Consider the following 22,797-nt stretch of genomic DNA (forward strand, 5'->3'; position numbering starts at 1 on the left):
GGGCCGACCCGGGACCCGCCTGCTACCGCCGGGGCGGGCCGCTCACCGTCACCGACGCCAATGTGATGCTCGGCCGCATCCGACCGGATCACTTCCCCGCAGTCTTCGGCCCCGAGGGCGACCGGCTGCTCGACGCCGGTCTCGTCAGGGAGCGCTTCGACGCCCTGGCCGAAGAGGTGTCGGCCGCCACGGGAAGCAGGCGTACGGCCGCCGAGGTGGCCGCGGGCTTTCTGGAGATCGCCGTGCTGAACATGGCGAACGCCGTCAAGAAGATCTCCGTCCAGCGGGGCCACGACATCACCCGCTACGCGCTCACCGGCTTCGGCGGCGCCGGAGGACAGCACGCCTGCGCCGTCGCCGACGCCCTGGGCATCGACACCGTCCTCGTGCCGCCGCTGGCCGGTGTCCTCTCCGCGTACGGAATCGGTCTCGCCGACGCCACCGCGATGCGCGAACAGTCCGTCGAGGCCCCATTGGACGAGGAGACCGGGATCCGTGTGCGGAACGTCTGCGACGGCCTGGCGGAGCGCACCCGCGCCGAACTCCGTGCCGACGGCCTCACCGACAGCGCCATCAGCACCCGGGCGCGGATCCTCCTGCGCTACGCCGGGACGGACGCCGCCCTGCCCGTCGCCCACGGCACCGTCGCCGCCATGACGGAGGAGTTCACCGAAGCCCACCGGGCGCGGTACGGATTCACCATGGACAAACCCCTGGTGGCCGAGGCCGTTTCCGTGGAAGCCACCGGAACGGCCGGACCGCACACCCCGCCCCGGACCGGCGTGCGCGCGGGAGAAGGACCGCTCCGTCCCCTCGGAACCGTCACGATGTTCACCGGGGACGGATGGCGGGACGCCGGCCTGCACCGGCGCGAGACACTGCGCGCCGAGGACACCGTGACCGGCCCGGCGGTGATCGCCGAGGACGACGCCACCACCGTCGTGGACCTCGGCTGGCAGGCCACGGCGGGACCGGCCGGGCACCTCGTGCTGCGCAGGGCCGAGCCGAGACCCGGGCGGACCGCCGTGGGCACCCGGGTGGACCCGGTCATGCTCGAAGTGTTCAACAACCTGTTCATGTCGATCGCCGAACAGATGGGCGTGCGACTGGAGAACACGGCGCACTCCGTCAACATCAAGGAGCGGCTGGACTTCTCGTGCGCGCTGTTCGACGCGGACGGCAACCTGGTGGCCAACGCCCCGCACATCCCGGTCCACCTGGGGTCGATGGGGGAGTGCATCAAGGAGGTGCTCCGGCGCAACGAGGGCTCCCTGCGGCCCGGTGACGTGTACGCCATCAACGATCCGTACCACGGCGGCACACATCTGCCGGACGTGACCGTCGTGACACCCGTGTTCGACGAGCCCGCCCGAGGTGAGGAGGGCCGGCTGCGCTTCCTGGTGGCATCGCGAGGCCACCACGCGGAGATCGGCGGCATCACCCCGGGCTCCATGCCCGCCTTCAGCCGTACGGTCGACGAGGAGGGCGTCCTGTTCGACAACTGGCTGCTGGTGCGCGACGGAACGCTCCGCGAGGCGGAGACCAGGAACCTGCTCACCGCCGCCGCCCACCCCTCGCGCGACCCGGACACCAACCTCGCCGACCTGCGCGCCCAGATCGCGGCCAACGAGAAGGGCATCACGGAACTGCGGCGCATGACCCGGCAGTTCGGGCAGGACGTCGTCGAGGCGTACATGGGCCACGTCCAGGACAACGCCGAGGAGTCCGTACGCCGGATCGTGGCCGGGCTGCACGACGGCTCCTGCCGCTACGAGACCGACAACGGCGCCGTCATCGAGGTGACCGTGACCGTGGACCGCGACACCCGCCGCGCCGTCATCGACTTCGAGGGGACCTCCCCGCAGCAGACCGGCAACTTCAACGCCCCGAGATCCGTGGTCATGGCGGCCGTCCTCTATGTGTTCCGGACACTCGTCGAGGAGGACATCCCGCTCAACAGCGGCTGCCTGAAGCCGCTGGACATCCGTGTCCCGGACGGATCGATGCTGTCCCCCGTCCACCCGGCGGCGACCGTCGCGGGCAATGTCGAGACGTCCCAGGCCGTCACCGGCGCCCTCTACGCCGCCCTGGGCGTCCAGGCCGAGGGATCCGGCACCATGAACAACCTCACCTTCGGCAACGACCGGGTCCAGTACTACGAGACCGTCGCGAGCGGTTCCGGCGCCGGCGACGGCTTCGACGGGGCCGACGCCGTGCAGACCCATATGACCAACTCGCGGCTCACCGACCCCGAGATCCTCGAATGGCGCTACCCGGTGCTGCTGGAGAGCTTCGGCGTTCGCGAGAACAGCGGCGGCCCGGGCCGGTGGCACGGAGGCCGAGGGGTGGAACGCAGGATCCGCTTCCTCGAACCCGTCACCGTGGCCCTCCTGTCGGGCCACCGCCGGGTCCCGCCGTACGGCATGGCGGGAGGCGCACCCGGAGCCCTCGGCGAGCAGTACGTCGAGCTGGCCGACGGCACGGCCGTGACCCCGCTCGAAGGCTGCGACACCGCCGACCTGGCCGCCGGGGACGTCCTGGTGCTGCGCACCCCCGGAGGGGGCGGTTACGGGTGTCCGTGACCGGTCGCTTCTGCGCCGTTTCGACCGTTGTCGGTGTGAGGACCTAATCTGTGCAGCGTGACTTCGCCTGCCGACACCCAGACCGCTGCGCCCCAGCTCAGCGCGGGACCGAGGCCCGCTCCGGGACCCGCCGCCGATGAGGGGCTCTCGCGTCGGCTGCGCGCGCTCGCCTGCACCGCTCCACTGCACGACCTCGACGTCCGCAAGGCCAATCTGGCCGGCGAGTACACGGTCTACGCGATGGCCGAAGTCGCCCTCGCCGCGATCGACCTGGTCACGCTCAACATGGACTTCGACACCGGCGCCGACCACGACCAGATAGTGGCCAGACTCCTCCCACGGGTCGCGGCCCAGGCACCGCGCCGCCCCGTCACCGAGCACGAACGCGTCGCGCGCTGGGTCCTGGAGAACCTGATCAACGTCGGGAGCGTGGACCGAGGCTTCCGCGCCGTGTACGGCACCTTCGGGCCCGACGGCGTCTACGTCCGCAGGGACTACGACTTCAAGCTCATCGAGGAAGTCCCGGGCCACGGCGGCAGCGTCTACCTCCGCGCCACCGACGAGGCGGTCAACGTCCTGGTCGGCGCCCTGGACACGGATGTCACCAGCGCCCAGATCGCCGCAGAGGTGAAGCTCGAGGTCCTCATCAGCAGGGGCCGCCTCGCGGACGCGCAGCTCGCCGCCGAGCAAGCCCGCTACCGCACCGTGCAGTACGCCGAGACGCTCCGCAGGACCCTGGAGGCGACCCGGCGCAACGTCCGCGCCGTCGACTGGCTGAACGCCGTACCCGACATGATCACCGAGGCGCTGGACCACGTCGCCGACCGCTACCGCCACGAGAACGCGATCCTCACCAACATCCGCAAGGCCAGGGACGAGGCGGAGGAACCCGAGCACAAGCGCCGGGCCGCCGAGCTCGTCGACATCGTCAAGGACTGCATCCGCCGCCACACCCAGCTCCAGTCCAGACTGCTGGAGGCCGGACCGCTGTTCCGCGCCGAGCAGGACCGGCAGGCCTTCGCCACCCCGACCGCCCGAGCGGGCCTCGACCTGTACGGCCAGCTCGTCGTACCGCTGCTGCCACTCCCCGTCGAACAGGCCACCCGGGCCACCGACGCGTTCTTCGCACACGGCACCGGGCTGCGCACGCCCACCTCGGTCCGGGTCGGCGACCTCGTCGACCTGCTGCTCATGCCCCCGGTGGAGCGGGAGCACCTGGGCGCCGAGATGCCCGAGCCCGACCTCATCGCCACCCCGGACGACAGCCGGTTCAGCGAGGAGCAGCTCGGACACGCCATGGAACTGCTCGACCTGGAGCACGACGCCCCGCGCCGGCTCTCCGGACTCCTCGCCGAGGCCCGGCTGCGCGATCCCGAGCTGCCCTACCTGGTCGCTCTGCTCGCCGTCCACGCGGCGAGCCCACCGGTCGGCACGGCCTACCGCCAGGGCGAGCGCCGGCTGCTGTTCGCCGTCGACGACGGCACCCAGCTCGAGGACCACGAATTCGGTGGAGCCGACCTGATAGTGGGCATGGCCCTGCTGGACGCGGCGGGCATGGCCGCGGACCGCAAGGACGCCTCATGAGCTCCCACGGCCCGACCACCCAACCCTTGCCGCCCGAGCGCGGCACCCGCATCGAGGAGTCACAGAGTTGAGCGAGCAGCACGCCGAGCACACCGACGCGTGGGGCGACCAGCCCCTCGCGCACGCGGCCGAGGCCGCACGGCCGGCCGCTCCCGCCGCTGTCACCCCCGCGGACGCGGCCGACGCGGCCCGGCTGGTCTCCTTCGGGCTGCAGCCGAAGCTGATGCCCGCCCGCGACGCCGAATACACCGAGCTGCTCCGCCGCTACCGGGAGGAGCCCGCCTTCGCCCGGCTCGCCGACGCCGTCGCCACCGGCCTCGGACTCATCGTGCTGGAGGTCTCCACCCGCGCCGGGATGGCCGTGACCGCCGGCGAGGACTCGGTCTTCGCCGTACGCATGGGCGACTACGCCCGCCGCGCCTCCTCCGACTCCGCCGACCGCTTCCTGCACGGCCTCGCCCACCTCGCCGTCGCCGCCATGGCCTTCCCCCGGCCCGAGGACCTGGCCGACGACTCCTACATCGGCCGCATCACGGTCAACGGCGTCGACGCGTTCGTCCGCCAGGCCTGCCGGCGCCTGGAGGAGCGCGCCGAGGAACAGGGCGACAACACCGACCCCGCCACCGACGCACCCGGCCTGGAGTCGGGCTGGCGGATCTACGCCCGCCGCAGCTCCACCGGAGCGACCAAGGACGCCCGCAGGCTCGCCGGCTCCACCACCGGCATCATCGGCAAGGCCGTCGCCTTCCTCACCGACTCGGGTTTCCTCCAGCGCACCGGGGACGACGCGGGCGGCGCCTACCGCACCACGGCCCGCTACCAGCTCCAGGTACGCGACATGGCGGGCAGCGCCGCCATGGCCGAGCTCCTGGAACTCGGCGTCGTCCCGGTCACGGACGGCTCGGCCACCCTGCTGCCCCCGCCCGACACCGAAGGCCTGGAGCTGGCCGCCGACGCGGGCCTCCCCTTCCACTCCTGACCCAGCCCCGCCCTGAACCGCGCCGGCTGCCGCAGCCGCCCGCCCGCCGCCTGAACGACGAGAGTCCGCCGCCATGTACGAGTTGTCCCGGGTCCGCCTCTACTCCATCGGGCCCGCCGGTGCGCGCTACGCCGACACCGTGCTGGACCTGCGCGGAGTCGGTGCGCCCGTGCCCAGGCCCGCGCCGGCCCAGGCGGAGTTCTTCGAGGACGAGCCCACCGGCCCCCCGCGCCGCCCGGCTCCCGCCGGTGTGCTGTTCCTGGAGAACGGCGGCGGCAAGTCCGTCCTGCTCAAGCTGATCTTCTCGGTGATGCTGCCGGGGCACCGCAACACCCTGGGCGGCGCCAGCTCCGGAGTGCTGCGCAAGTTCCTGCTCGCCGACGACTGCGGACACGTCGCCCTGGAGTGGCAGCACACGCTCACCGGCGAATGCGTCGTCGTCGGCAAGGTCAGCGAATGGCGTGGCCGCCAGGTCTCCAACGACCCCCGCAAGTTCGCCGAGGCCTGGTACTCCTTCCGCCCGGGGCCGGGCCTCAGCCTCGACAGCCTTCCCGTCGCCGAGGCCACCTCGGTGGGCCGTCCCGTCGAAGGTGTCTCCGGGGCCCGCGGCAGGCGCCGCACCATGAAGGGCTTCCGCGACGCACTGACGGACGCGGGCAAGTTCTACCCGCACCTCGACGTGCACTGGGAAGAGATCCACGACCGCTGGAACGAACACCTCGGCGACCTGGGGCTCGACCCCGAACTCTTCCGCTACCAGCGGGAGATGAACGCCGACGAGGGCGAGGCCGCCGGTCTGTTCGCCGTCAAGAAGGACTCGGACTTCACCGACCTGCTGCTGCGGGCCGTCACCGACACCCGCGACACGGACGGCCTCGCCGACCTCGTCAGCGGTTTCGGCAACAAGCTCGGCCGCCGCGCCGAGCTCACGGCGGAATGCGACTTCACCGCCGGTTCCGTCGACCTGCTGGGCCGGATCGTCGAAGCCACCGCGACCAGGGCCCGCAGCCGCGACGTCCACGCGGGTGCCGAGCGGCGCACCCGCACCCTTGCCCGCAGGCTCTCCGGCCGTGCCGCCGAGGAGCGTGGTCGCACCGGTGAGCTCGCCCAGCAGGTCACGGCCGCCGCCCACACCGTCACCGAGGCAGAGTCCAACCGCGGTCACCGGGACCTGATCGCGGCCGAGCTGGCCTACCGGCACGCCTCCCTGGCCCTGACCGCCGCCGAGAAGAGGGCGGCTGCCCAGCGCCGCGAGCTGGGCGAGGCACGCACCCTGCACTCCGCCTGGCAGGCCGCCGAAGCGGTCCTGCGCCACCGGGCCGCCGCAGACCGCTCGGCCCGCGTCGCCGTCGCGATCCGGGAGGCCGAGCGCGACGCGGCCCCCGCCCTCGCCGCACGCGCCACGGCCGCCGCCGACCTCGTACGCGCCCTCCACACCGCCGCGGAGGCGGGGGAGCGGGTGGCCGACGAGGAGGAAGAGCGCTCCGCGACCCTTCAGTCCACCGGGGAAACGGCGCACCGGGACGCCACCACCGCCGCCACCGAGGCCCAGCGCGCCCGCAGCGAGGCCGGCCATCTGCGCCAGCGCCTCGCCGAGGTCGAGCAGGAGACCGCCGAGGCCGTACGGGCCGGCTGGCTCGACGACACCGCGCCGGACGCAGACCCGGCCCGCGCGGCCCTCGCCGCGAACGACGCCGAACAGACCGCGGTCGCCGCCTGGGACACCGCGCGGGAGGCCGCGCGGGCCACCGCCGACCAGGCCCGTGAAGCCGCGTCGACGGAGAGCCGCACCGAGCTCGCCGCGGCCCGCGCCGCCGACGCCGCACAGGCCGCCGAACAGTCCTACGAGGCCGAGCGCAGGGCCGCCGGGTCGATCGCCTCCGACCACCGGCTCGCCGACCTGCTGGGTCTGCCCACGGCCGCCGGAGCAGGCGTCCCCCGCCCACGCCGCGCCGCCCCCGGGACGGACGACACCGGCGACAGCGCGCAGGAACCGGCTTCCGGTGACACGCAGTCCCTCACGGCCGAGGAGTTCGACAACAGCGCCGACGAGTTGAGGGAGCTCCTCGACCAGGGCGTGGCCGCCGCCGAACGCAGGCTCTTCGACCTGCGCACCGCCGCCGCCGACGACTCCCGCATCCTCGGCGCCCTCGGGGACGGGGGACTGCTGCCCCCAGGGCCCGACGTGCTCGCCACCGTCGAATACCTCGGTGAGCACGGCATCCCGGCCCTGCCCGGCTGGCGCTACCTCGCGCAGGCCGTGGACCCCGCCGACCACGCGGCGGTCCTGGCCGCACGGCCCGAGCTCGTCGACGGTGTCGTCATCACCGACCCGGACGCGCACACCCGCGCCCGCGAAGTCCTGGCCGCCGCCGCCCTGCTGCCGCGGTCGGCCGTGGCAGTCGGCACCACCGCGGCCCTGCTCGCCCCCGTACCCGCGCCCGGCGGTGCCGGCGCCGATGACGTGTTCCTCGTCCCGCCCAACCCCGCGATGCACGACGAACACGCCGCTGACGAGGAGCGCCAGGCACTCAGGGCGCGGGCCGCGGCACGTGACGAGGACATCAGGTCGCTCGCGGCCAGGCTCGCCGCCGACCGCTCCCTCGCCGCCCGTATCGGCTCCTGGCGCGCCGACTGCCCGCCCGGGATGCTCGCCGAGCTCGGTGAAGCCGCCCGCACCGCCCGCGCCGCCGCGGAAACCGCGGAAGCCGAGCTCGCCGAGGCCCGCACCGTGCGGGCGGAGGCCGAAGAGGCCGCCGCGGACGCCGCGCGCGTCCGCGACGAGCGGCAGGAGACGGCGCAGCGCGCCCGCCGCGCCGCCGACGCCCTCGCCGGACTCGCCCACCGGCTCCGCGACCGGGCGGGCTGGCAGGCGCGACTGCGTGAACTGACCGACGAGGCGGCCGAATCCGAGGCGCGCGCCACGGCGTATCTCGAGCGCGCCCGCGCCGCCGACGAGGACCGCCGGGCCGCCCAGCGTGCCGCGGACGACGCCCACCGCACCGCCCGTGCGCTGCGCGCCGAGCGCGCCGAGATCGCGGGCGCCCCGGAATCTCTCCCGGAGCCCGACGCCTCCACCGCACGCACCGCGCTGCCCGCCCTGCGCGAGGCGTACCGCGCGGCCTCCCAGCTGTACGAGAAGGTCGGCGTCGGAGCCGACCTGCGCGCCGAGCAGGCGCGCGCCGAGAGCGACGAGAGTGCCGCCTTGGCCGAGCTCGACCGCCTCACCAACAAGGTCCGTACCCGCGCCGCCCAGCTCCTCGAAGGAACCGACGGAGCCGACGGACCCTCCCGGCAGGCGGCCGCCGCCCGAGCCGAGTCCCACGTCCAGCTCCTGGAGACCCGGGCCTCGACGGCCAGCGAGCAGCTCGGCCGGCTGCGCGGTGAAGCAGAACGGCTCGCCCCCGCCGACGAGGCGCCCCACCACACCGAGCTCCCCGCAGACCTCGCCCCGGCCGACGCGGACCAGGCCCAGACCCTGCTCCGCACGGCCACGTCCGAACTGGGCTCCGCCACCGCGGCGCTGGACACGGCGCGCGCGGCCCACGCCGAACTGCTGCGCGCCCACCGCACCGCCGAGGACTCCGCGAGCGGCTTCGACGAGACCGCCGCGCTCCTGCGCGACCTGCTCAGGGACCACGGCGCGGAGGACGAGCCCGAGTCCCCCGACCCGTACCCGGGCACCCTCGATGAGGCCAGGCAGTCCGCCGCCGAGGCGCGCCGTTCACTGCGCGGCTGCGCCACCGACCTGTCGGCGGCGGAGAGTTCCGTACGTGAGGCGAGCGACGTCCTCGTACGGCACGCCAACTCCACCCGCTACGAACAGGTCCGCACCCCGGCCCGGCAGCAGATCCGGGAACTCCCCGCGGCCGCTCTGCCCGATCACGCCGAGAAGTGGGCCGCGGCCTTCGCGCCCAGACTGCGCGTGCTCACCGACGAGCTGGCCCAGCTGGAGCGCAACCGCGAATCCATCGTCGATCGCCTCCGCGGCCTGGTGGACTCGGCCCTCACGACGCTCCGCTCGGCGCAGCGGCTCTCCCAGCTGCCCGAGGGGCTGGGGGAGTGGTCCGGCCAGGAGTTCCTCCGGATCCGCTTCGAGGAACCCGACCAGGCCACGCTCACCGAGAGGCTCGGCGAGGTCATCGACGAGGCCACGCATGCGGCCCTCAAGAAGAACTCCGACCTGCGCAGGGACGGCATGTCCCTCCTGCTGCGCGGTGTGCAGGCGGCGCTGGAGCCCAAGGGCATCGCCGTGGAGATCCTCAAGCCGGACGCGGTGCTCCGTGCCGAACGCGTCCCGGTCGGACAGATGGGCGACGTCTTCTCCGGTGGCCAGCTGCTCACCGCGGCGATCGCGCTGTACTGCACGATGGCGGCCCTTCGCAGCAACGACAGGGGCCGGGACCGGCACCGGCACGCGGGCACGCTCTTCCTCGACAACCCCATCGGGCGCGCCAACGCCACGTACCTGCTGGAGCTGCAGCGCGCGGTCTCCGATGCGCTGGGCGTCCAGCTGCTCTACACGACCGGGCTGTTCGACACCACGGCGCTCGCCGAGTTCCCGCTCGTCATCCGCCTCCGCAACGACGCGGACCTGCGGGCGGGGCTGAAGTACATCAGTGTGGAGGAGCACCTCAGGCCGGGGCTGCCTCAGCAGGACCCCGAGGGCGAGACCGTCCACGGCGAGATCACCGCGACCCGCATGTTCAAGCGGACGGCCGAGACGTCCGGAAGCGCCGGCGGGACCGCGGTCCCGGAGATGCGCACGGAAATGACGGATGCGCACACGGCGCCGGCCACGGACAAGCGGTAGGCGAGGCCGGCGGGGCGGAGGCGGTCAGGCCCGGGAGAGCCGGCCTTCGCCCCGGCGCCGTATCCGGGCCTCCCTGCGCGCCCGGGCCCGGGCGGAGCGCCTCGCCACCCGCCGCTCGCGGCGCATGCGGCGTGCCGTGCTGCTGGGCACGGAAACCACGCCGTTGCGCTGGTTCCACACCTGCCGGGTCACCCAGACGTCCAGCACCGACCACGTCGCCACCACCGTGCTCGCCACACCGCCCAGCACCATCGGGAAGGCGAGCCAGGACCCGGCCAGCGTGCACAGGAAGGCCACCATGGCCTGGATGATGGTCAGCGACATGATGAGAACGGCGCGCACGGCGGCCGTCCGCACCGGGTCCGGCATTCTCCGCCGTACCGCGGGTTCATCCACCCACAGCTGCCGCGGGATCCGGGCACCGGCCGCCGACGCGGCCGCCGGTGACGCGCCGACCGCCGACGATGCCGCCGTGCTCCCGCGCTGATCCGTGTCCAAGGCCCTCAACTCCCCACCACTGTCCGACTCAAGGGGTGGCTGCCCGGATCACGCCCGTTCTACGCGGACGGAGCCGCTCGCCTGTCGCACGTACCCCCGTGAGGTTCTTCTGCCCCGTACGTCTGGACGAACGCCAGGCCGCGAAGATTCCCGCCAGGGGCCTCAACCGGCCCCGAAAGGTCACGGAACGAAGAATTCCAGCCAACTGCCTTGTGTGGATGCACCGCGGTCGGCCAGCGGTTCTCTGTCGCTTTCGCGAATTTCTTCGCTGGGAATACCGGGACAACTGGTGAGCAACTCCGGGAAGAGCGGCCGGAAATCGTCCGGACACGTCTTCGAGTTACCGGCAGGTCAGTAGTAGGCTCGCGCCGTTTGTAGACGGAACTCCGGCCGACGCCCGGTGGACCGCGGCAGAAACACCGGAACAACCAGGAAGAACGGGCGACCGGAAGCACCGGAAACGCCGACACGACCACCCCCGCGGTGCGGGGCCGAGCTGGGGGAGGCCATGCGCTTTCGCGGGAAGTCCATCCGCAGGAAGATCGTGGCGTTGCTCCTGGTGCCGCTCGCCTCCCTCACGGGTCTCTGGGTCTTCGCCACCTACGTCACCGGTCGTGAGGCCGGCGAGCTGATGGGTGCGAGCGCCATCGTGGAGCAGGTCGGCCATCCACTGGAAGACACCATCCGCGCCGTTCAGGGCGAACGCCGCCAGACGCTCGTCTTCCTCGCCGACCCCCGGGCGTCGGACGCCCTCCCTCTTCTGCGCCGCCAGCGCGCCGCGACCGACCGGGTCGTGGCCGAGGTCAGGCAGAGCGCGAAGAGCAAGGACATACGGGACAAGCTGAGCCCTGAGTCGGAGGCACAGCTCGACTCGATCCTCAGCGAGGTCGACGGCCTGGACGCGCTGCGCGGGTCCGTCGAGAAGCGCACCATCGACCGGACCAGGGCCCTCGACTTCTACAACGGTCTCGTCGACCCCTGCTACCGCTTCCTGAACGGTCTCCACACGATGGAGAACGTATCGATGGACAAGCAGGTCCGGGCGCTGGTCGGCATCTCCCGGGCCCGCGAGATGCTCTCGCGTGAGGACGCGCTGATCGCGTCGGGCCTCATCGCGGGAAGGCTCGGCGCCCCCGAACTCCGCGTCGTCTCCGACCTCGCCGCCAGCCGCACGCTCCTGTACGAGGTCAACCTCGAGCTCCTTCCGGGAAGCGAGCGCGGGCGCATGGAGCAGTACTGGCGCAGCCCCGACACCGAGCCGCTGCGAACGGCCGAGCAGAGGCTCATCGCCGCGGGCCCGATCACCAAGCCGGGCGCCGTCGACTCCACGCGCTGGGAGGAAGTGGCCCCACCGGTCCTGGAGCACCTGGCCAACGACGGCACCGAGATGTCCAACCGCTTCCAGGACCGCGCGGAACCCGCCGGCTACCGGGTCCTGATCCAGGCCGGTGTCGCCGGTGTCCTGGGATTCGTCGCGCTGCTCGTGTCCGTCTTCGTCTCCGTACGCGTGGGACGCGAACTCGTCCGCGACCTCTCCCGGCTGCGCAAGGACGCCCACGAGGTGTCCGGTGTGCGGCTGCCCAGCGTGATGCGGCGGCTGGCCGCGGGCGAGCAGGTCGACGTGGAGACCGAAGCCCCTCACCTCAGTTACGAGCGCGACGAGATCGGCCAGGTCGGGCAGGCGCTCAACACCCTGCAGAGGGCTGCTGTCGAGGCCGCGGTCAAGCAGGCGGACATGCGCCGCGGGGTGTCCGAGGTCTTCGTCAACCTCGCACGCCGCAACCAGGTGCTCCTGCACCGTCAGCTCACGCTCCTGGACACCATGGAGCGGCGCACCGAGAACAGCGACGAGCTCGCCGACCTCTTCCGCCTCGACCACCTCACCACCCGCATGCGACGCCACGCCGAAGGCCTCGTGATCCTCTCCGGGGCGGCCCCGTCCCGGCAGTGGCGCAAGCCGATCCAGCTGATGGACGTGGTGCGGGCGGCGGTCGCGGAGGTGGAGGACTACGAGCGGATCGAAGTCCGGCGCCTGCCCCGCATCGGCGTCGGCGGTCCGGCCGTCGCCGACCTCACCCACCTGATCGCGGAACTGCTCGAGAACGCCACGGTGTTCTCGCCCCCGCACACCGCGGTCCAGGTGCACGGCGAACGCGTGGCCAACGGCTTCACCCTGGAGATCCACGACCGCGGTCTCGGCATGGCGCCGGAGGTCCTCCTGGACGCCAACCTGAGGCTCGCGGAGACACCCGACTTCGAGCTCTCCGACACCGACCGGCTCGGTCTCTTCGTCGTCAGCCGGCTCGCCCAGCGGCAGAACGTCAGGGTGTCCCTGCAGACCTCACCGTACGGAGGGACGACCGCGGTCGTCTTCATCCCGGCACAGCTGCTCACCGACGCCCCCGACACGCACGGCACCGGCTTCCGTCTCGACCGGCGGGCCGAGAAGGCGATCGGCAGCGGCCGGCCGGGCAGGGACGCGCCCGGCAGCGACAAGGCCCGCAGGGACGGAGTCGCGGACACGAGCATCCCGGGCAGGCCGTCAGGTCTCTCCCCGGTTCCCACCGGTCTCACCGACCCGTCCGTGCTCGACGGCCCCGTCGAACTCGAAGGCCCGGTGGGCACACTCGGGTTCACCGACCCGGCACTCGACCGGGAGCTCGATCCGGCACTCGGCCCCGTCCTCGACGGTGTATCCGATCTGGAGGACACCGAGAGCGAGCGGGGCGGCATCTTCAGGGCCCGTGACCTGCGCAGGGAAGCCGACCGGGAGCAGCACCAGCAGGCCTCCGACGCGTCGGACGGCCGCTCCGCGGACGTCCGGCCGATGCGGCCCGCCGGCCCCGTCCCCCTGCCGCGCCGCAAGCCGCCGACGCTCGTCACCGACCAGGGACGCCGCATCGGCGACGGGGGCCGTTCCCATCACGGCACACCCGACGCCTTCCCCCCGGCCCCCGAATCCGGTGCGGTCACGGCGGAGCCCGGCTCGGAAGCGTCCCCGGCCGACGAAGCCCCGGCGCGGCTCAGGCCCGCGTCCCGGCCGTCCGCGCCGGACACGGTGGGCGGCCTCCCGCGCAGGGTCCGGCAGGCCAGCCTCGCCCCACAGCTCCGGGAGGACTCCGCAGGGCGGACTTCCGGCCACGTCCCCGCAGACACCGACGACGACCTCGAACGTGATGCGGACGAAGTACGCAATCGCATGGCTTCGCTTCAACGCGGCTGGCAGCGCGGCCGTCGGCAGAACGCCGAGGACGTGACCGGCCCCGGCCAGACAGCACCAGGAACCACACCGGGAGGGGACGGTCGATGACCGCACCGAACGCAGCAGCACACAACGCCTCACGTCAGGGCTCCGGCGAACTCAACTGGCTCCTCGACGAACTGGTCGAGCGCGTCGCGAGCATCCGTAAGGCGCTGGTGCTCTCCAGCGACGGCCTCGCCACCGGCACGTCCCAGGACCTGACCCGCGAGGACAGCGAGCACCTGGCAGCCGTCGCCTCCGGATTCCACAGCCTCGCCAAGGGTGTGGGCCGTCACTTCGACGCCGGCCGGGTCCGGCAGACGGTGGTCGAGCTCGACGAGGCATTCCTCTTCGTCACGGCGGCGGGTGACGGCAGCTGCCTCGCCGTCCTGGCCGACTCGGACTCGGACGTCGGGCAGGTGGCGTACGAGATGACCCTGATGGTCAAGCGCGTGGGTGTGCACCTGGCCAATGCCCCCCGGGCCACCGGTCTGCCCGCCGGAGGGTGAGGCGAGGGGATGAGCGCAGACTCCGTCCGGGACACCGCGCCCGGATCACCGCCCGCTCCCGCAGAAGCGGGCTCCTCGCGCTGGTACGACGCCGAAGCGGGTCCGGTGGTCCGGCCCTACGCGATGACCCGGGGGCGTACGAGCAGCGCGTCCCGTCATCGTCTCGACCTGATCGCGATCGTCGTCCCCGAACCCGCGGCCGACGATCCCGGCCGGAATCAGACGCTCTCCCCGGAACACGTGGAGATCGTCGAACTGTGCAGCGACATGCCCCAGTCGATCGCCGAGCTCGCCTCCGGACTGGATCTCCCCGTGGGGGTGGTCCGTGTCCTGGTCGGTGACCTCGTCGAGGACGAGCTGGTGCACGTCACCCGTCCCGTTCCGCCGGCCGAGCTGCCGGACGTGAACATTCTTCGCGAGGTGATCAATGGCCTTCGGGCGCTCTAGCCGCAGGAAGCGGCCCGTCGAGCCCGTTACCCTGAAAATCCTGGTGGCGGGCGGCTTCGGTGTGGGCAAGACGACCCTGGTGGGCGCGGTCAGCGAGATCAGACCGCTGCGTACCGAGGAGCGGCTGAGCGAGGCGGGCCGTCCCGTCGACGACGTGGCCGGGGTCGAGGGCAAGAGCACCACCACGGTGGCCATGGACTTCGGCCGGATCACCTTGCGAGAGGACCTGGTCCTCTATCTGTTCGGGACTCCGGGGCAGGACCGCTTCTGGTTCCTCTGGGACGAACTGGCCCAGGGCGCCCTGGGCGCGGTGGTGCTCGCGGACACCCGGCGGCTCGAGGACTGCTTCGCGGCGGTCGACTACTTCGAGCGCCGGGCGATCCCGTTCACGGTGGCCGTCAACCTCTTCGACGGCGCGGATCAGTTCCCCACCGAGACGGTCCGGGCGGCACTCGACCTCGACCCCGAGGTGCCGGTGCTGCTCTGCGACGCGCGCGACAGGGCGTCCGTGAGGGACGTGCTCGTCGCGGTCGTGGAGCACGCCATGGTGCGTGCCGACCGGCTCCGGGAACCCGCCAGGACCTGACAGCCGCACGTGACGCGGCCCGTACCCCCGCCGACCGGGGTACGGACCGCGCGTACGGTGCGGGGGGCAGCGGGCGTGCCAGGAGTCTTCACCCGAGGTGACGACCCGTCAACCCTGCGCGCAATCCGGGGAACACGGGTTCTCGGCGAGCCACTTGGCCGCGGTCTCGGCCAGCTCGCCGTCCCGTCCCGCGAGCATCATCCGGATCATCTGCACGTCGCCGCGCAGCGACCACGCGGGATGCCCGAACGTCGCCGGATTGTTCTTCTCGATGAGGAAGTGCGCGGGCCACGCGCTGCCGTACCCGATCAGGGGCAACGCCAGGGCGTACCGCTTGCGGCCGCGCGCCAGACCGTACGCGGTGACCGCGAGGCCCGTCAGCGTCCCGGTCAGATGGACCCACCGGGTCGCCGCCCTGGAGTGCAGGGCGACGTAGTAGGGCCAGAATTCTTCATATGAACCGAACGTCTGCTGTGGCATAAGGGCACCGTAATGGCTCGACCGGCAACCGGATACGGCAGTTCCGCGTCCGAAAGGGAGAACGGGCGGCCGGAGCCCACGGGGGTGGTCCCGGTCGCCCGTTCTCCGCCCGGGCCGTCAGTGCCCCGCGACGGAGCGCCTTGCCACCGGGAAGTCGAAATACGTGTCCGGGAAGAGCTCGGGCTTGTAGGTGAAGTGCCACCACTCCTCCGCCAGGTTCACGAACCCCAGGCCGGTGAGCGTCTCCTTGAGGAACTGCCTGTTGGCGCGCTGCGCTCCCTGGACCCGCGGGTCGTCCGTGTGCGACAGGGTGTCGAAACAGTCGTAGCCCGTGCCCATGTCCACGGAGTTGTCGGGGAAGCGCTCGCCCTTCGGCGCGTAGCACGGGGCGAGTCCCTCACCCGGCTCGTAGGGCCTGGTCACAAGCGCCGGCAGCCTCACCAGGGTGAGATCCACCGTACTGCCGCGGCTGTGACCGGATTTCTCCGCGATGTAACCGTCCTCGAACAGCCGCGTCTTGTCGACCATCGGATAGAACTCGCCCTTCATGGCCTGGTCGTCGAGATCCTTCGCCCAGCGCACGAAGTGGTCCACAGCGCGCTGCGGCCGGTAGCAGTCGTACACCTTGAGCGAGTAGCCCTGGCGCAGGAGGCTCCGCTGAGCCGTGCGCAGCGCGAGGGCGGCGGGCCGGGTCAGGATGCAGACGGGCTGCCGATAGCCGTCCACCGGCTCTCCCATGAAGTTGTGCGCGGTGGTGTAGCGCATCTCCGTGATGATCGTCGGATCGACGGAGCGGAGTTCGACGAACTCCGGTGGAGCCTTGGGTTCGGGCCTTGCCGCCGCGACCGGGGCAGCGGCCGTCACGGCGAGCAGAGCGGCGCCGGCGGCGGCCAGGGCACGGAGGACACGAGCGATTCCTGTCATGGGCACACCGTCTATCAGTTTCGGAGCCGCAAGAGAAGAGTGATCGGATACAGTCCGCCCGTGAAGGACTCCCACTGCGGCAGCTGCGGGACCCCGTACGCCGCCGACGCCTGGCCGCGCACCTGCACAGCTTGCGGTCACACCGCCTATCGCAACCCCCTGCCCGTAGCCGTGGCCCTGCTGCCCGTCACCGGAGCGCACGGCGCGGGCCTCGTCGTCATCACCCGCACCATCCCTCCGCACCGGGGCGGGATCGCGCTGCCCGGCGGCTACATCGACCAGACCGAGGACTGGCGCCGCGCCGTCGTACGCGAACTGCGCGAGGAGACCGGTATCCGGGCCGACGAGACGGAAGTGCGCCTCGCCGACGCCCTCAGCTCCCCGGACGGCCACCTGCTGCTCTTCGGACTGCTCCCGCCGCGCCCCGCCCGGGAACTCCCGCCCTCCGCGCCGACCGACGAGACCTCGGGATACGACGTACTGCGCACCCCGGGCGAACTCGCCTTCCCCCTGCACACCCGGGCCGTACACGCCTGGTTCGCCGGAGCCTACGGCTGAGCGGCGCCCGGCAGCCCCCGTACACGGACCGGATACGGCACCGACTCCTCCGCACCGTCCCGTTCGACCACCACACGCCCGGCCCGCAGGCGCGACGTGTAGCGCTCCACCTCGGCCCGCTCCCACCCGTCGCCCGCGTCCCGCACGACCAACCCGCCCCCGGTGCGCCCGGCGGTTGGAGCCCACACCTCCAGTTCCAGGCTTCCCTCCGGACTCCGCACCGGGATCACCGCACCGGCCCGCGCCAGCACCGGAATACGTGAAAGCGGCGCCTCCACCACCACCCGGCCCGGCCCCTCGTACGCCTGCCCGGTCACCGTGTCGTACCACCGCCCACGCGGCAGCCGCACCGGCCTGCGCCCGGTCCCCTCCTCCAGCACCGGCGCGACCAGCAGCGCGTCACCCAGCAGGAACGCGTCCTCGCAGTCCCGCAGGTCCCGGTCCCCCGACGCCCCCCACCACACCGGCCGTACATACGGCGCACCGGTCAGCCGGGCCAAGTGCGCCAACGTCACGAAATACGGGTGCATCCGTTCCCGCTCCTCCAGCGCCCGCCTGGCATGTGCGAGCACCTCCGGCCCGAACTCCCACGGCTCCCGGCGCCCCGCACCGATGGCCGCATGCGTGCGGAACAACGGCATGTACGCGCCCAGTTGGAACCAGCGCAGATACAGCTCCGGCGACGGCGACCCGTCGAACCCGCCGACATCGGGCCCCGAATAGGGGATCCCGCAGAGACCGAGCCCCAGCACCAGGGCGAGCGAGGCCCGGAGCCCCGGCCACCCGGTGGTCACATCACCGGACCAGGTGCCGCCGTACCGCTGCATCCCCGCCCAGCCCGAACGGGAGAACAGGAACGGCCGCTCCTCGGGGCGCAGCCGGCGCAATCCCTCGTACCCGGCCCTCGCCATCGCCAGGGCGTACACGTTGTGGGCCTCCCGATGGTCCCCGCCACGGCCCTCCAGGGAGTGCCTGGACGAACGAGGCAGCGACGGGTCCCCGAAGGCCGAGAACGACACCGGCTCGTTCATGTCGTGCCAGACCCCGGCGAATCCCTGGCCGAGCCGCTCCTCGTACAGCGCACCCCACCACTCCCGCACCAGCGGATCGGTGAAGTCCGGATAGACGCACTCACCCGGCCACACCTCGCCCAGCACCGGAAGCCCCTTCGGATCCCGGACGAAGGCACCCTCCGCACCGACCTCCAGGCCACTGTCGAACACCGCGTTGCCCGCCGACGCCCTCACCGCCGGATCGACGATCGACACCAGCCGGACGCCTTCCTCGCGCAGTTCCTTCGCCAACCGGGGAAGGCCGGGAAACCTCTCCAGGTCGACGGTGAAGACCTGGTGCGCGTCGTAGTGGTCGATGTCCAGATGCAGCACCGACAGAGGCAGCCCCCGCTCCCGGTACCCCGCGACGATCCGCCGCACCTCCCGCTCGCTGCCGAACCCCCAGCGAGCGTGCTGCGGGCCCAGGGCCCACGACGGCGGCAGAGCGGGCGCCCCCGTCAGCGCCGCCCAGCCCTGCAGCACCCTGGCCGGTGTACCCGCGACCACCCAGCAGCGGAGCGGACCGCCGTCCATCCGCACCTCACAGGTCCCGGGCCGGTCGTGCCCCGAGCCGGCACCCTCCTCACCCTCCCGCAGCGTCACCCCGCCCGACCAGGAGTTGTCGTGGAACGCCAGATGGGTCCCCGCGTCGGACACCACCACCTGCACCGGCATCGTCAGATACAGCGGATCGTCCCCCGGGCCGAAACGCCCGCCCGGATCGGTGTTCCACAGCCTGTACGTGCCCTCCCTCAGCCTCGGACCGCCGGAGCGCCCGCCGAGCCCGAAGAACCGCGCGTCGGCGGGGACCTCGGACCGCTGCACCCACCGTGCCGAACCCCCCTCCACCGGCTCCCACCAGCGCGGCGGCAGCTCCCGGCGCAGCAGCACCCCGCCCGGCGTACGCAGCTCCACCGCCCCGTGCCGTGACACGACGACCGTCAGCCGCTCCGACACCACCTGCCAGCCGCCGTTCTTGTCCGGCTCCAGCCGCGCCCGCCGGTCCGGCTCGGGCTCGTCCCCCGGCAGGGCGTACGACGGCAGAGGCTCCGCCCCGTCCCACGACCAGAAGAGTGCACCGCCCACCGCCACCCGGACCCGCAGCTGCGAGCGGGCGAACCGCACGACCCCGCCGCCCGGCTCCGGCTCCGCACCGAGCAACAGGCCGGGCACACGTGCCCGCTCCGCACCGCGCGGCGCCAGCGCCCGCGCATCCGCACGCCGGTTCCGCCAAGCCGAGCGCACCGTACGCATCCCCTGTACGGAACCGACCATTTTCACCGAGCGCACCAGGTCACGACCATCCATGCGGCCACCCTGCCATCCGCGCGGACGGAAGCGGGCTCCGTTCAGCTTCCGTTCACCTGTGGCTCCACCACACAGCCGGACACGCAACCATGGCAGGCGGACCCTGGTGCGCAAGACGATCACATGGCATCGTCCGTAACAGCCGTTCACGCGCACACCCCAGCCCGTGCGCGCGACGCACGCACACCCCGCGTACACCCCGAAAGGCCAGGGAGCCTCCATGACCTCAGCAGCCGGCGAAGCCCCCCTCTGGCAGCCCCAGCCCGAGCGCGTCGAGGCCGCGGCCGTCACCCGCTTCCAGCGATGGGCGGCCGGGCGCTACGGAGCGCCCGCCGACGGCGGCTACGCTGCACTGCACCGCTGGTCGGTCGACGAACTCGACACCTTCTGGAAAGCCGTCGCCGACTGGTTCGACGTACGCTTCTCCACCCCGTACGAAGCCGTCATCGGCGACCGCGCCATGCCCGGCGCCCAGTGGTTCCCCGGCGCCACGCTCAACTACTCCGAGCACGCCCTGCGCACCGCCGACGACCCGCTCCGCGCGGACGCCCCCGCCCTGCTGTACGTCGACGAGACCCATACCCAGGTCGCCGTCAGCTGGTCCGAACTCCGGCGTCAGGTCGCCTCGCTGGCCGCCGAACTCCGCGTTCTCGGCGTCACCCCCGGCGACCGGGTCAGCGGATACCTCCCCAACATCCCGCAGGCGGTCGTCGCGTTCCTCGCCACCGCCGCGGTCGGCGGAGTCTGGACCTCCTGCGCCCCCGACTTCGGCGCCCGCAGCGTCCTGGACCGCTTCCAGCAGGTCGAACCCGTCGTCCTGTTCACCGTCGACGGCTACCGCTACGGCGGCAAGGAACACGACCGAACCGCCACCGTGGCCGAGCTCCGCCGTGAACTCCCCACCCTGCGCGCGGTCGTCCACATCCCGCTCCTCGGCACGGACGCACCCGAAGGCGCCCTCGAATGGTCGGCGCTCACCGCCTCCGACATCGAACCGGTCTTCGAACAGGTCCCCTTCGAACACCCGCTGTGGGTGCTGTACTCCTCCGGCACGACCGGACTGCCGAAGGCGATCGTCCAGTCCCAGGGCGGGATCCTCCTCGAACACTTCAAGCAGATCGGGCTGCACTGCGACCTCGGCCCCGACGACCGCTTCTTCTGGTACACGTCCACCGGCTGGATGATGTGGAACTTCCTCGTCTCCGGGCTGCTCACGGGCACCACCGTCGTGCTGTACGACGGCAGCCCCGGCCATCCCGACGTCAGCGCCCAGTGGCGTGTCGCCGAACAGACCGGCGCGACCCTCTTCGGCACGTCGGCCGCCTACGTCATGGCCTGCCGGAAAGCGGGCGTCCACCCGGCCCGCGACCACGACCTCAGTCGCGTCCAGTGTGTAGCCACCACCGGCTCCCCGCTCCCGCCCGACGGCTTCCGCTGGCTGCACGACGAGTTCGACGACAGCGGTGCCGACCTGTGGATCGCCTCCGTCAGCGGCGGTACGGACGTCTGCAGCTGCTTCGCGGGCGCGGTCCCCACCCTGCCCGTCCACATCGGCGAGCTGCAGGCCCCCTGCCTCGGCACCGATCTCCAGTCCTGGGACCCCGCAGGCAAACCGCTCACCGGTGAGGTCGGCGAACTGGTCGTGACCGCACCCATGCCCTCGATGCCGGTCCGCTTCTGGAACGACCCCGACGGCCGCCGCTACCACGACAGTTACTTCGACATGTACCCCGGCGTCTGGCGCCACGGAGACTGGATCACCCTCACCGACCGGGGCTCGGTCGTCATCCACGGCCGCTCCGACTCCACCCTCAACCGGCAGGGCGTCCGGATGGGGTCCGCCGACATCTACGAGGCGGTCGAGCGGCTTCCCGAAATCCGCGAGTCCCTGGTCATCGGCCTCGAAGAGCCGGACGGCGGCTACTGGATGCCCCTGTTCGTCCACCTCGCCGAGGGCGCCACGCTCGACGACGAGCTTCGCGACAGCATCAAACGGACCATCCGTGAGAACCTCTCGCCCCGCCATGTACCGGATGAGGTCATCGAGGTCCCCGGCATCCCGCACACCCTCACCGGCAAGCGCATCGAGGTTCCGGTCAAGCGCCTCCTCCAGGGCACAGCCCTTGCCAAGGCGGTCAACCCGGGCTCGATCGACAACCTCGAACTCCTCCGCTTCTACGAAGACCTCGCCCGCGAGCGCCACTGAGCCGGCCGGCAGGACAGCCGCTGTCAGTCCCCCTGATTACGCTGAGTGAGCAATGATCGACAGCGCACAGGGGGACTCATGGCGCACATCAAGCAGACCAAGCGCGGCCGGCAGCGCTCCGCACCATCCATGCGACGCGCGCTGCGCCGCGAAGCACCCAGTACCGTCGGCCTCCTGGTCGACCCCGAGGACTTCGCGGCCATGCGCCACTACCGGAGCTTCACCTTCGAGGACCACGCGGTCTACCTGCAGCAGGTCGAAGGCCTGCTGCGCACGCTCGCCGCTCAGGGAATGCACACGACCGTCGCCCTCTTCGACCCGGAGGACTACGCGGAGTTCTGTGCCGAATCCGGCCTCGATCCCGACGAGCGCACGAGCCGCAGCCGCTTCACCGCCGAGATCGCGGCCGCCGGCGCCACCGTGGCCTACACAGGCCAGCCCATCGACACGCTGATCCCGCTGCTCGTCTCACGAGCCGTCCGCCGCGCGACATGGGAGTACGCCACGATGCTGCTGGCCGGCCTCGGCGACTGCGGGGACTGCGGGCAGGACATCGGCCGGGCCGCCTTCGACCGGGCTTCCCACCTGCTGATGCGCCTGCTGGAAACCGCGGGTCCGGGCACCCACCACGTCGTCTGCAGCACCCCCACGGAGAACGAACAGCTCCTCGCCGTCCTCCACACCGCCCGGGACATGGACGGTCCGGCCCGTCTCGCATCGTCGGAAGGGGCGGAGTTCGCCACCGTGCTCGCCGTCGGGGTCGCGCTCGAGACCCAGGGAGGCGTCGTACTGCGCACCACGGAGCCCGACACCCCGGACCGGGTGCACGGCTGGCGCCTGCACCGGGGCAGCCTCCTCCCGCTCACGGCGGGTGAGGTGTTCAGCGCCTACTGCACCGACGCCGACACGGGCGAACCCGTGTCGCCGGAATCCGGCGTCGAGTACTGCGCGGGGTTCGACCTCGGGGCCGACGAACCGGAGGCCCACCACTGACAGACCGAAGGGGTTCCCGCCGGACCCGGCGGGAACC

Annotated in this window: 15 protein-coding genes; 11 read left to right on the forward strand and 4 right to left on the reverse strand. The window is 72.2% G+C overall.

All coding sequences use genetic code 11. The features are described from left to right. From ACFWFI_RS23175 to ACFWFI_RS23190, 4 genes are all read left to right on the forward strand, one after another. Window positions 1-2,582 (forward strand): hydantoinase B/oxoprolinase family protein (locus ACFWFI_RS23175; protein ID WP_387393426.1); only part of this gene is annotated, 2,582 nt, incomplete at its 5' end. 57 nt (window positions 2,583-2,639) lie between these two features. Beyond that, window positions 2,640-4,166 carry a hypothetical protein gene (locus tag ACFWFI_RS23180; RefSeq protein ID WP_387393429.1) on the forward strand — a complete coding sequence of 509 codons (1,527 nt, stop codon included), beginning with the start codon at window positions 2,640-2,642 and terminating at the stop codon, window positions 4,164-4,166. A gap of 67 nt (window positions 4,167-4,233) precedes the next feature. Next, window positions 4,234-5,145: a hypothetical protein gene (locus ACFWFI_RS23185; protein ID WP_387393432.1), complete on the forward strand. Its 912-nt coding sequence runs from the start codon at window positions 4,234-4,236 to the stop codon at window positions 5,143-5,145. Window positions 5,146-5,218: 73 nt separating this feature from the next. Continuing rightward, window positions 5,219-9,958 (forward strand): coiled-coil domain-containing protein, encoded by a 4,740-nt coding sequence (locus tag ACFWFI_RS23190; protein ID WP_387393435.1) that lies wholly within the window; start codon window positions 5,219-5,221, stop codon window positions 9,956-9,958. Between the two features lie 24 nt (window positions 9,959-9,982). Here ACFWFI_RS23190 and ACFWFI_RS23195 read toward each other — a convergent pair whose 3' ends face one another. Then, entirely contained in the window at window positions 9,983-10,456 is a 474-nt protein-coding gene (locus tag ACFWFI_RS23195; protein WP_387393438.1) for a hypothetical protein, read from the reverse strand. A gap of 508 nt (window positions 10,457-10,964) precedes the next feature. Between ACFWFI_RS23195 and ACFWFI_RS23200 the strand changes: the two genes are divergently transcribed. The 4 genes from ACFWFI_RS23200 to ACFWFI_RS23215 are packed head-to-tail and all read left to right on the forward strand — an operon-like array spanning window position 10,965 to window position 15,239. Then, window positions 10,965-13,766 (forward strand): nitrate- and nitrite sensing domain-containing protein, encoded by a 2,802-nt coding sequence (locus ACFWFI_RS23200; RefSeq protein WP_387393441.1) that lies wholly within the window; start codon window positions 10,965-10,967, stop codon window positions 13,764-13,766. Further along, entirely contained in the window at window positions 13,763-14,206 is a 444-nt protein-coding gene (locus tag ACFWFI_RS23205; protein WP_387393444.1) for a roadblock/LC7 domain-containing protein, read from the forward strand. The genes ACFWFI_RS23200 and ACFWFI_RS23205 overlap by 4 nt, the downstream gene beginning before the upstream one ends. A gap of 9 nt (window positions 14,207-14,215) precedes the next feature. Continuing rightward, entirely contained in the window at window positions 14,216-14,653 is a 438-nt protein-coding gene (locus ACFWFI_RS23210; protein ID WP_387393446.1) for a DUF742 domain-containing protein, read from the forward strand. Further along, window positions 14,634-15,239, forward strand: a complete 606-nt coding sequence (locus ACFWFI_RS23215; protein ID WP_387393449.1) for a GTP-binding protein — start codon at window positions 14,634-14,636, stop codon at window positions 15,237-15,239. Before ACFWFI_RS23210 ends, ACFWFI_RS23215 begins: the two co-directional genes overlap by 20 nt. A gap of 108 nt (window positions 15,240-15,347) precedes the next feature. On the opposite strand, the gene ACFWFI_RS23220 is transcribed toward ACFWFI_RS23215, so the two are convergent. Both ACFWFI_RS23220 and ACFWFI_RS23225 read right to left on the reverse strand, forming a co-directional pair. Beyond that, on the reverse strand, window positions 15,348-15,719 hold the full coding sequence (locus tag ACFWFI_RS23220) for an Mpo1-like protein (protein ID WP_387393452.1): 372 nt from the start codon (window positions 15,717-15,719) through the stop codon (window positions 15,348-15,350). Window positions 15,720-15,836: 117 nt separating this feature from the next. Beyond that, window positions 15,837-16,643: a M15 family metallopeptidase gene (locus ACFWFI_RS23225; protein ID WP_387393455.1), complete on the reverse strand. Its 807-nt coding sequence runs from the start codon at window positions 16,641-16,643 to the stop codon at window positions 15,837-15,839. 60 nt (window positions 16,644-16,703) lie between these two features. On the opposite strand from ACFWFI_RS23225, the gene ACFWFI_RS23230 reads away from it, so the two are divergent. Next, the gene (locus ACFWFI_RS23230; protein WP_387393458.1) at window positions 16,704-17,201 is read left to right on the forward strand and encodes an NUDIX domain-containing protein; all 498 of its coding nucleotides are present in this window, start codon (window positions 16,704-16,706) and stop codon (window positions 17,199-17,201) included. Here ACFWFI_RS23230 and ACFWFI_RS23235 read toward each other — a convergent pair. After that, on the reverse strand, window positions 17,192-19,561 hold the full coding sequence (locus ACFWFI_RS23235; RefSeq protein ID WP_387393461.1) for a glycoside hydrolase family 31 protein: 2,370 nt from the start codon (window positions 19,559-19,561) through the stop codon (window positions 17,192-17,194). The two genes, ACFWFI_RS23230 and ACFWFI_RS23235, sit on opposite strands and share 10 nt — an antisense overlap. A gap of 220 nt (window positions 19,562-19,781) precedes the next feature. On the opposite strand from ACFWFI_RS23235, the gene ACFWFI_RS23240 reads away from it, so the two are divergent. Together ACFWFI_RS23240 and ACFWFI_RS23245 are read left to right on the forward strand one after the other, a co-directional pair. Beyond that, window positions 19,782-21,767, forward strand: a complete 1,986-nt coding sequence (locus tag ACFWFI_RS23240) for an acetoacetate--CoA ligase (protein ID WP_387393464.1) — start codon at window positions 19,782-19,784, stop codon at window positions 21,765-21,767. Between the two features lie 78 nt (window positions 21,768-21,845). Continuing rightward, window positions 21,846-22,760 (forward strand): hypothetical protein, encoded by a 915-nt coding sequence (locus ACFWFI_RS23245; RefSeq protein ID WP_387393467.1) that lies wholly within the window; start codon window positions 21,846-21,848, stop codon window positions 22,758-22,760. Window positions 22,761-22,797: the final 37 nt, after the last annotated feature.

The organism is Streptomyces sp. NPDC060209, assembly GCF_042728155.1.
Classification (GTDB): Bacteria; Actinomycetota; Actinomycetes; order Streptomycetales; family Streptomycetaceae; genus Streptomyces.

What these genes read in the sequence shown, in the direction of transcription:
- ACFWFI_RS23190 (WP_387393435.1), top strand. Translation starts at nt 5,219, where the DNA reads ATGTACGAGTTGTCCCGGGTCCGCCTCTACTCCATCGGGCCCGCCGGT.
- ACFWFI_RS23200 (WP_387393441.1), top strand. Translation starts at nt 10,965, where the DNA reads ATGCGCTTTCGCGGGAAGTCCATCCGCAGGAAGATCGTGGCGTTGCTC.
- ACFWFI_RS23205 (WP_387393444.1), top strand. Translation starts at nt 13,763, where the DNA reads ATGACCGCACCGAACGCAGCAGCACACAACGCCTCACGTCAGGGCTCC.
- ACFWFI_RS23210 (WP_387393446.1), top strand. Translation starts at nt 14,216, where the DNA reads ATGAGCGCAGACTCCGTCCGGGACACCGCGCCCGGATCACCGCCCGCT.
- ACFWFI_RS23215 (WP_387393449.1), top strand. Translation starts at nt 14,634, where the DNA reads ATGGCCTTCGGGCGCTCTAGCCGCAGGAAGCGGCCCGTCGAGCCCGTT.
- ACFWFI_RS23220 (WP_387393452.1), bottom strand. Translation starts at nt 15,719, where the DNA reads ATGCCACAGCAGACGTTCGGTTCATATGAAGAATTCTGGCCCTACTAC.
- ACFWFI_RS23225 (WP_387393455.1), bottom strand. Translation starts at nt 16,643, where the DNA reads ATGACAGGAATCGCTCGTGTCCTCCGTGCCCTGGCCGCCGCCGGCGCC.
- ACFWFI_RS23235 (WP_387393461.1), bottom strand. Translation starts at nt 19,561, where the DNA reads ATGGATGGTCGTGACCTGGTGCGCTCGGTGAAAATGGTCGGTTCCGTA.
- ACFWFI_RS23240 (WP_387393464.1), top strand. Translation starts at nt 19,782, where the DNA reads ATGACCTCAGCAGCCGGCGAAGCCCCCCTCTGGCAGCCCCAGCCCGAG.
- ACFWFI_RS23245 (WP_387393467.1), top strand. Translation starts at nt 21,846, where the DNA reads ATGGCGCACATCAAGCAGACCAAGCGCGGCCGGCAGCGCTCCGCACCA.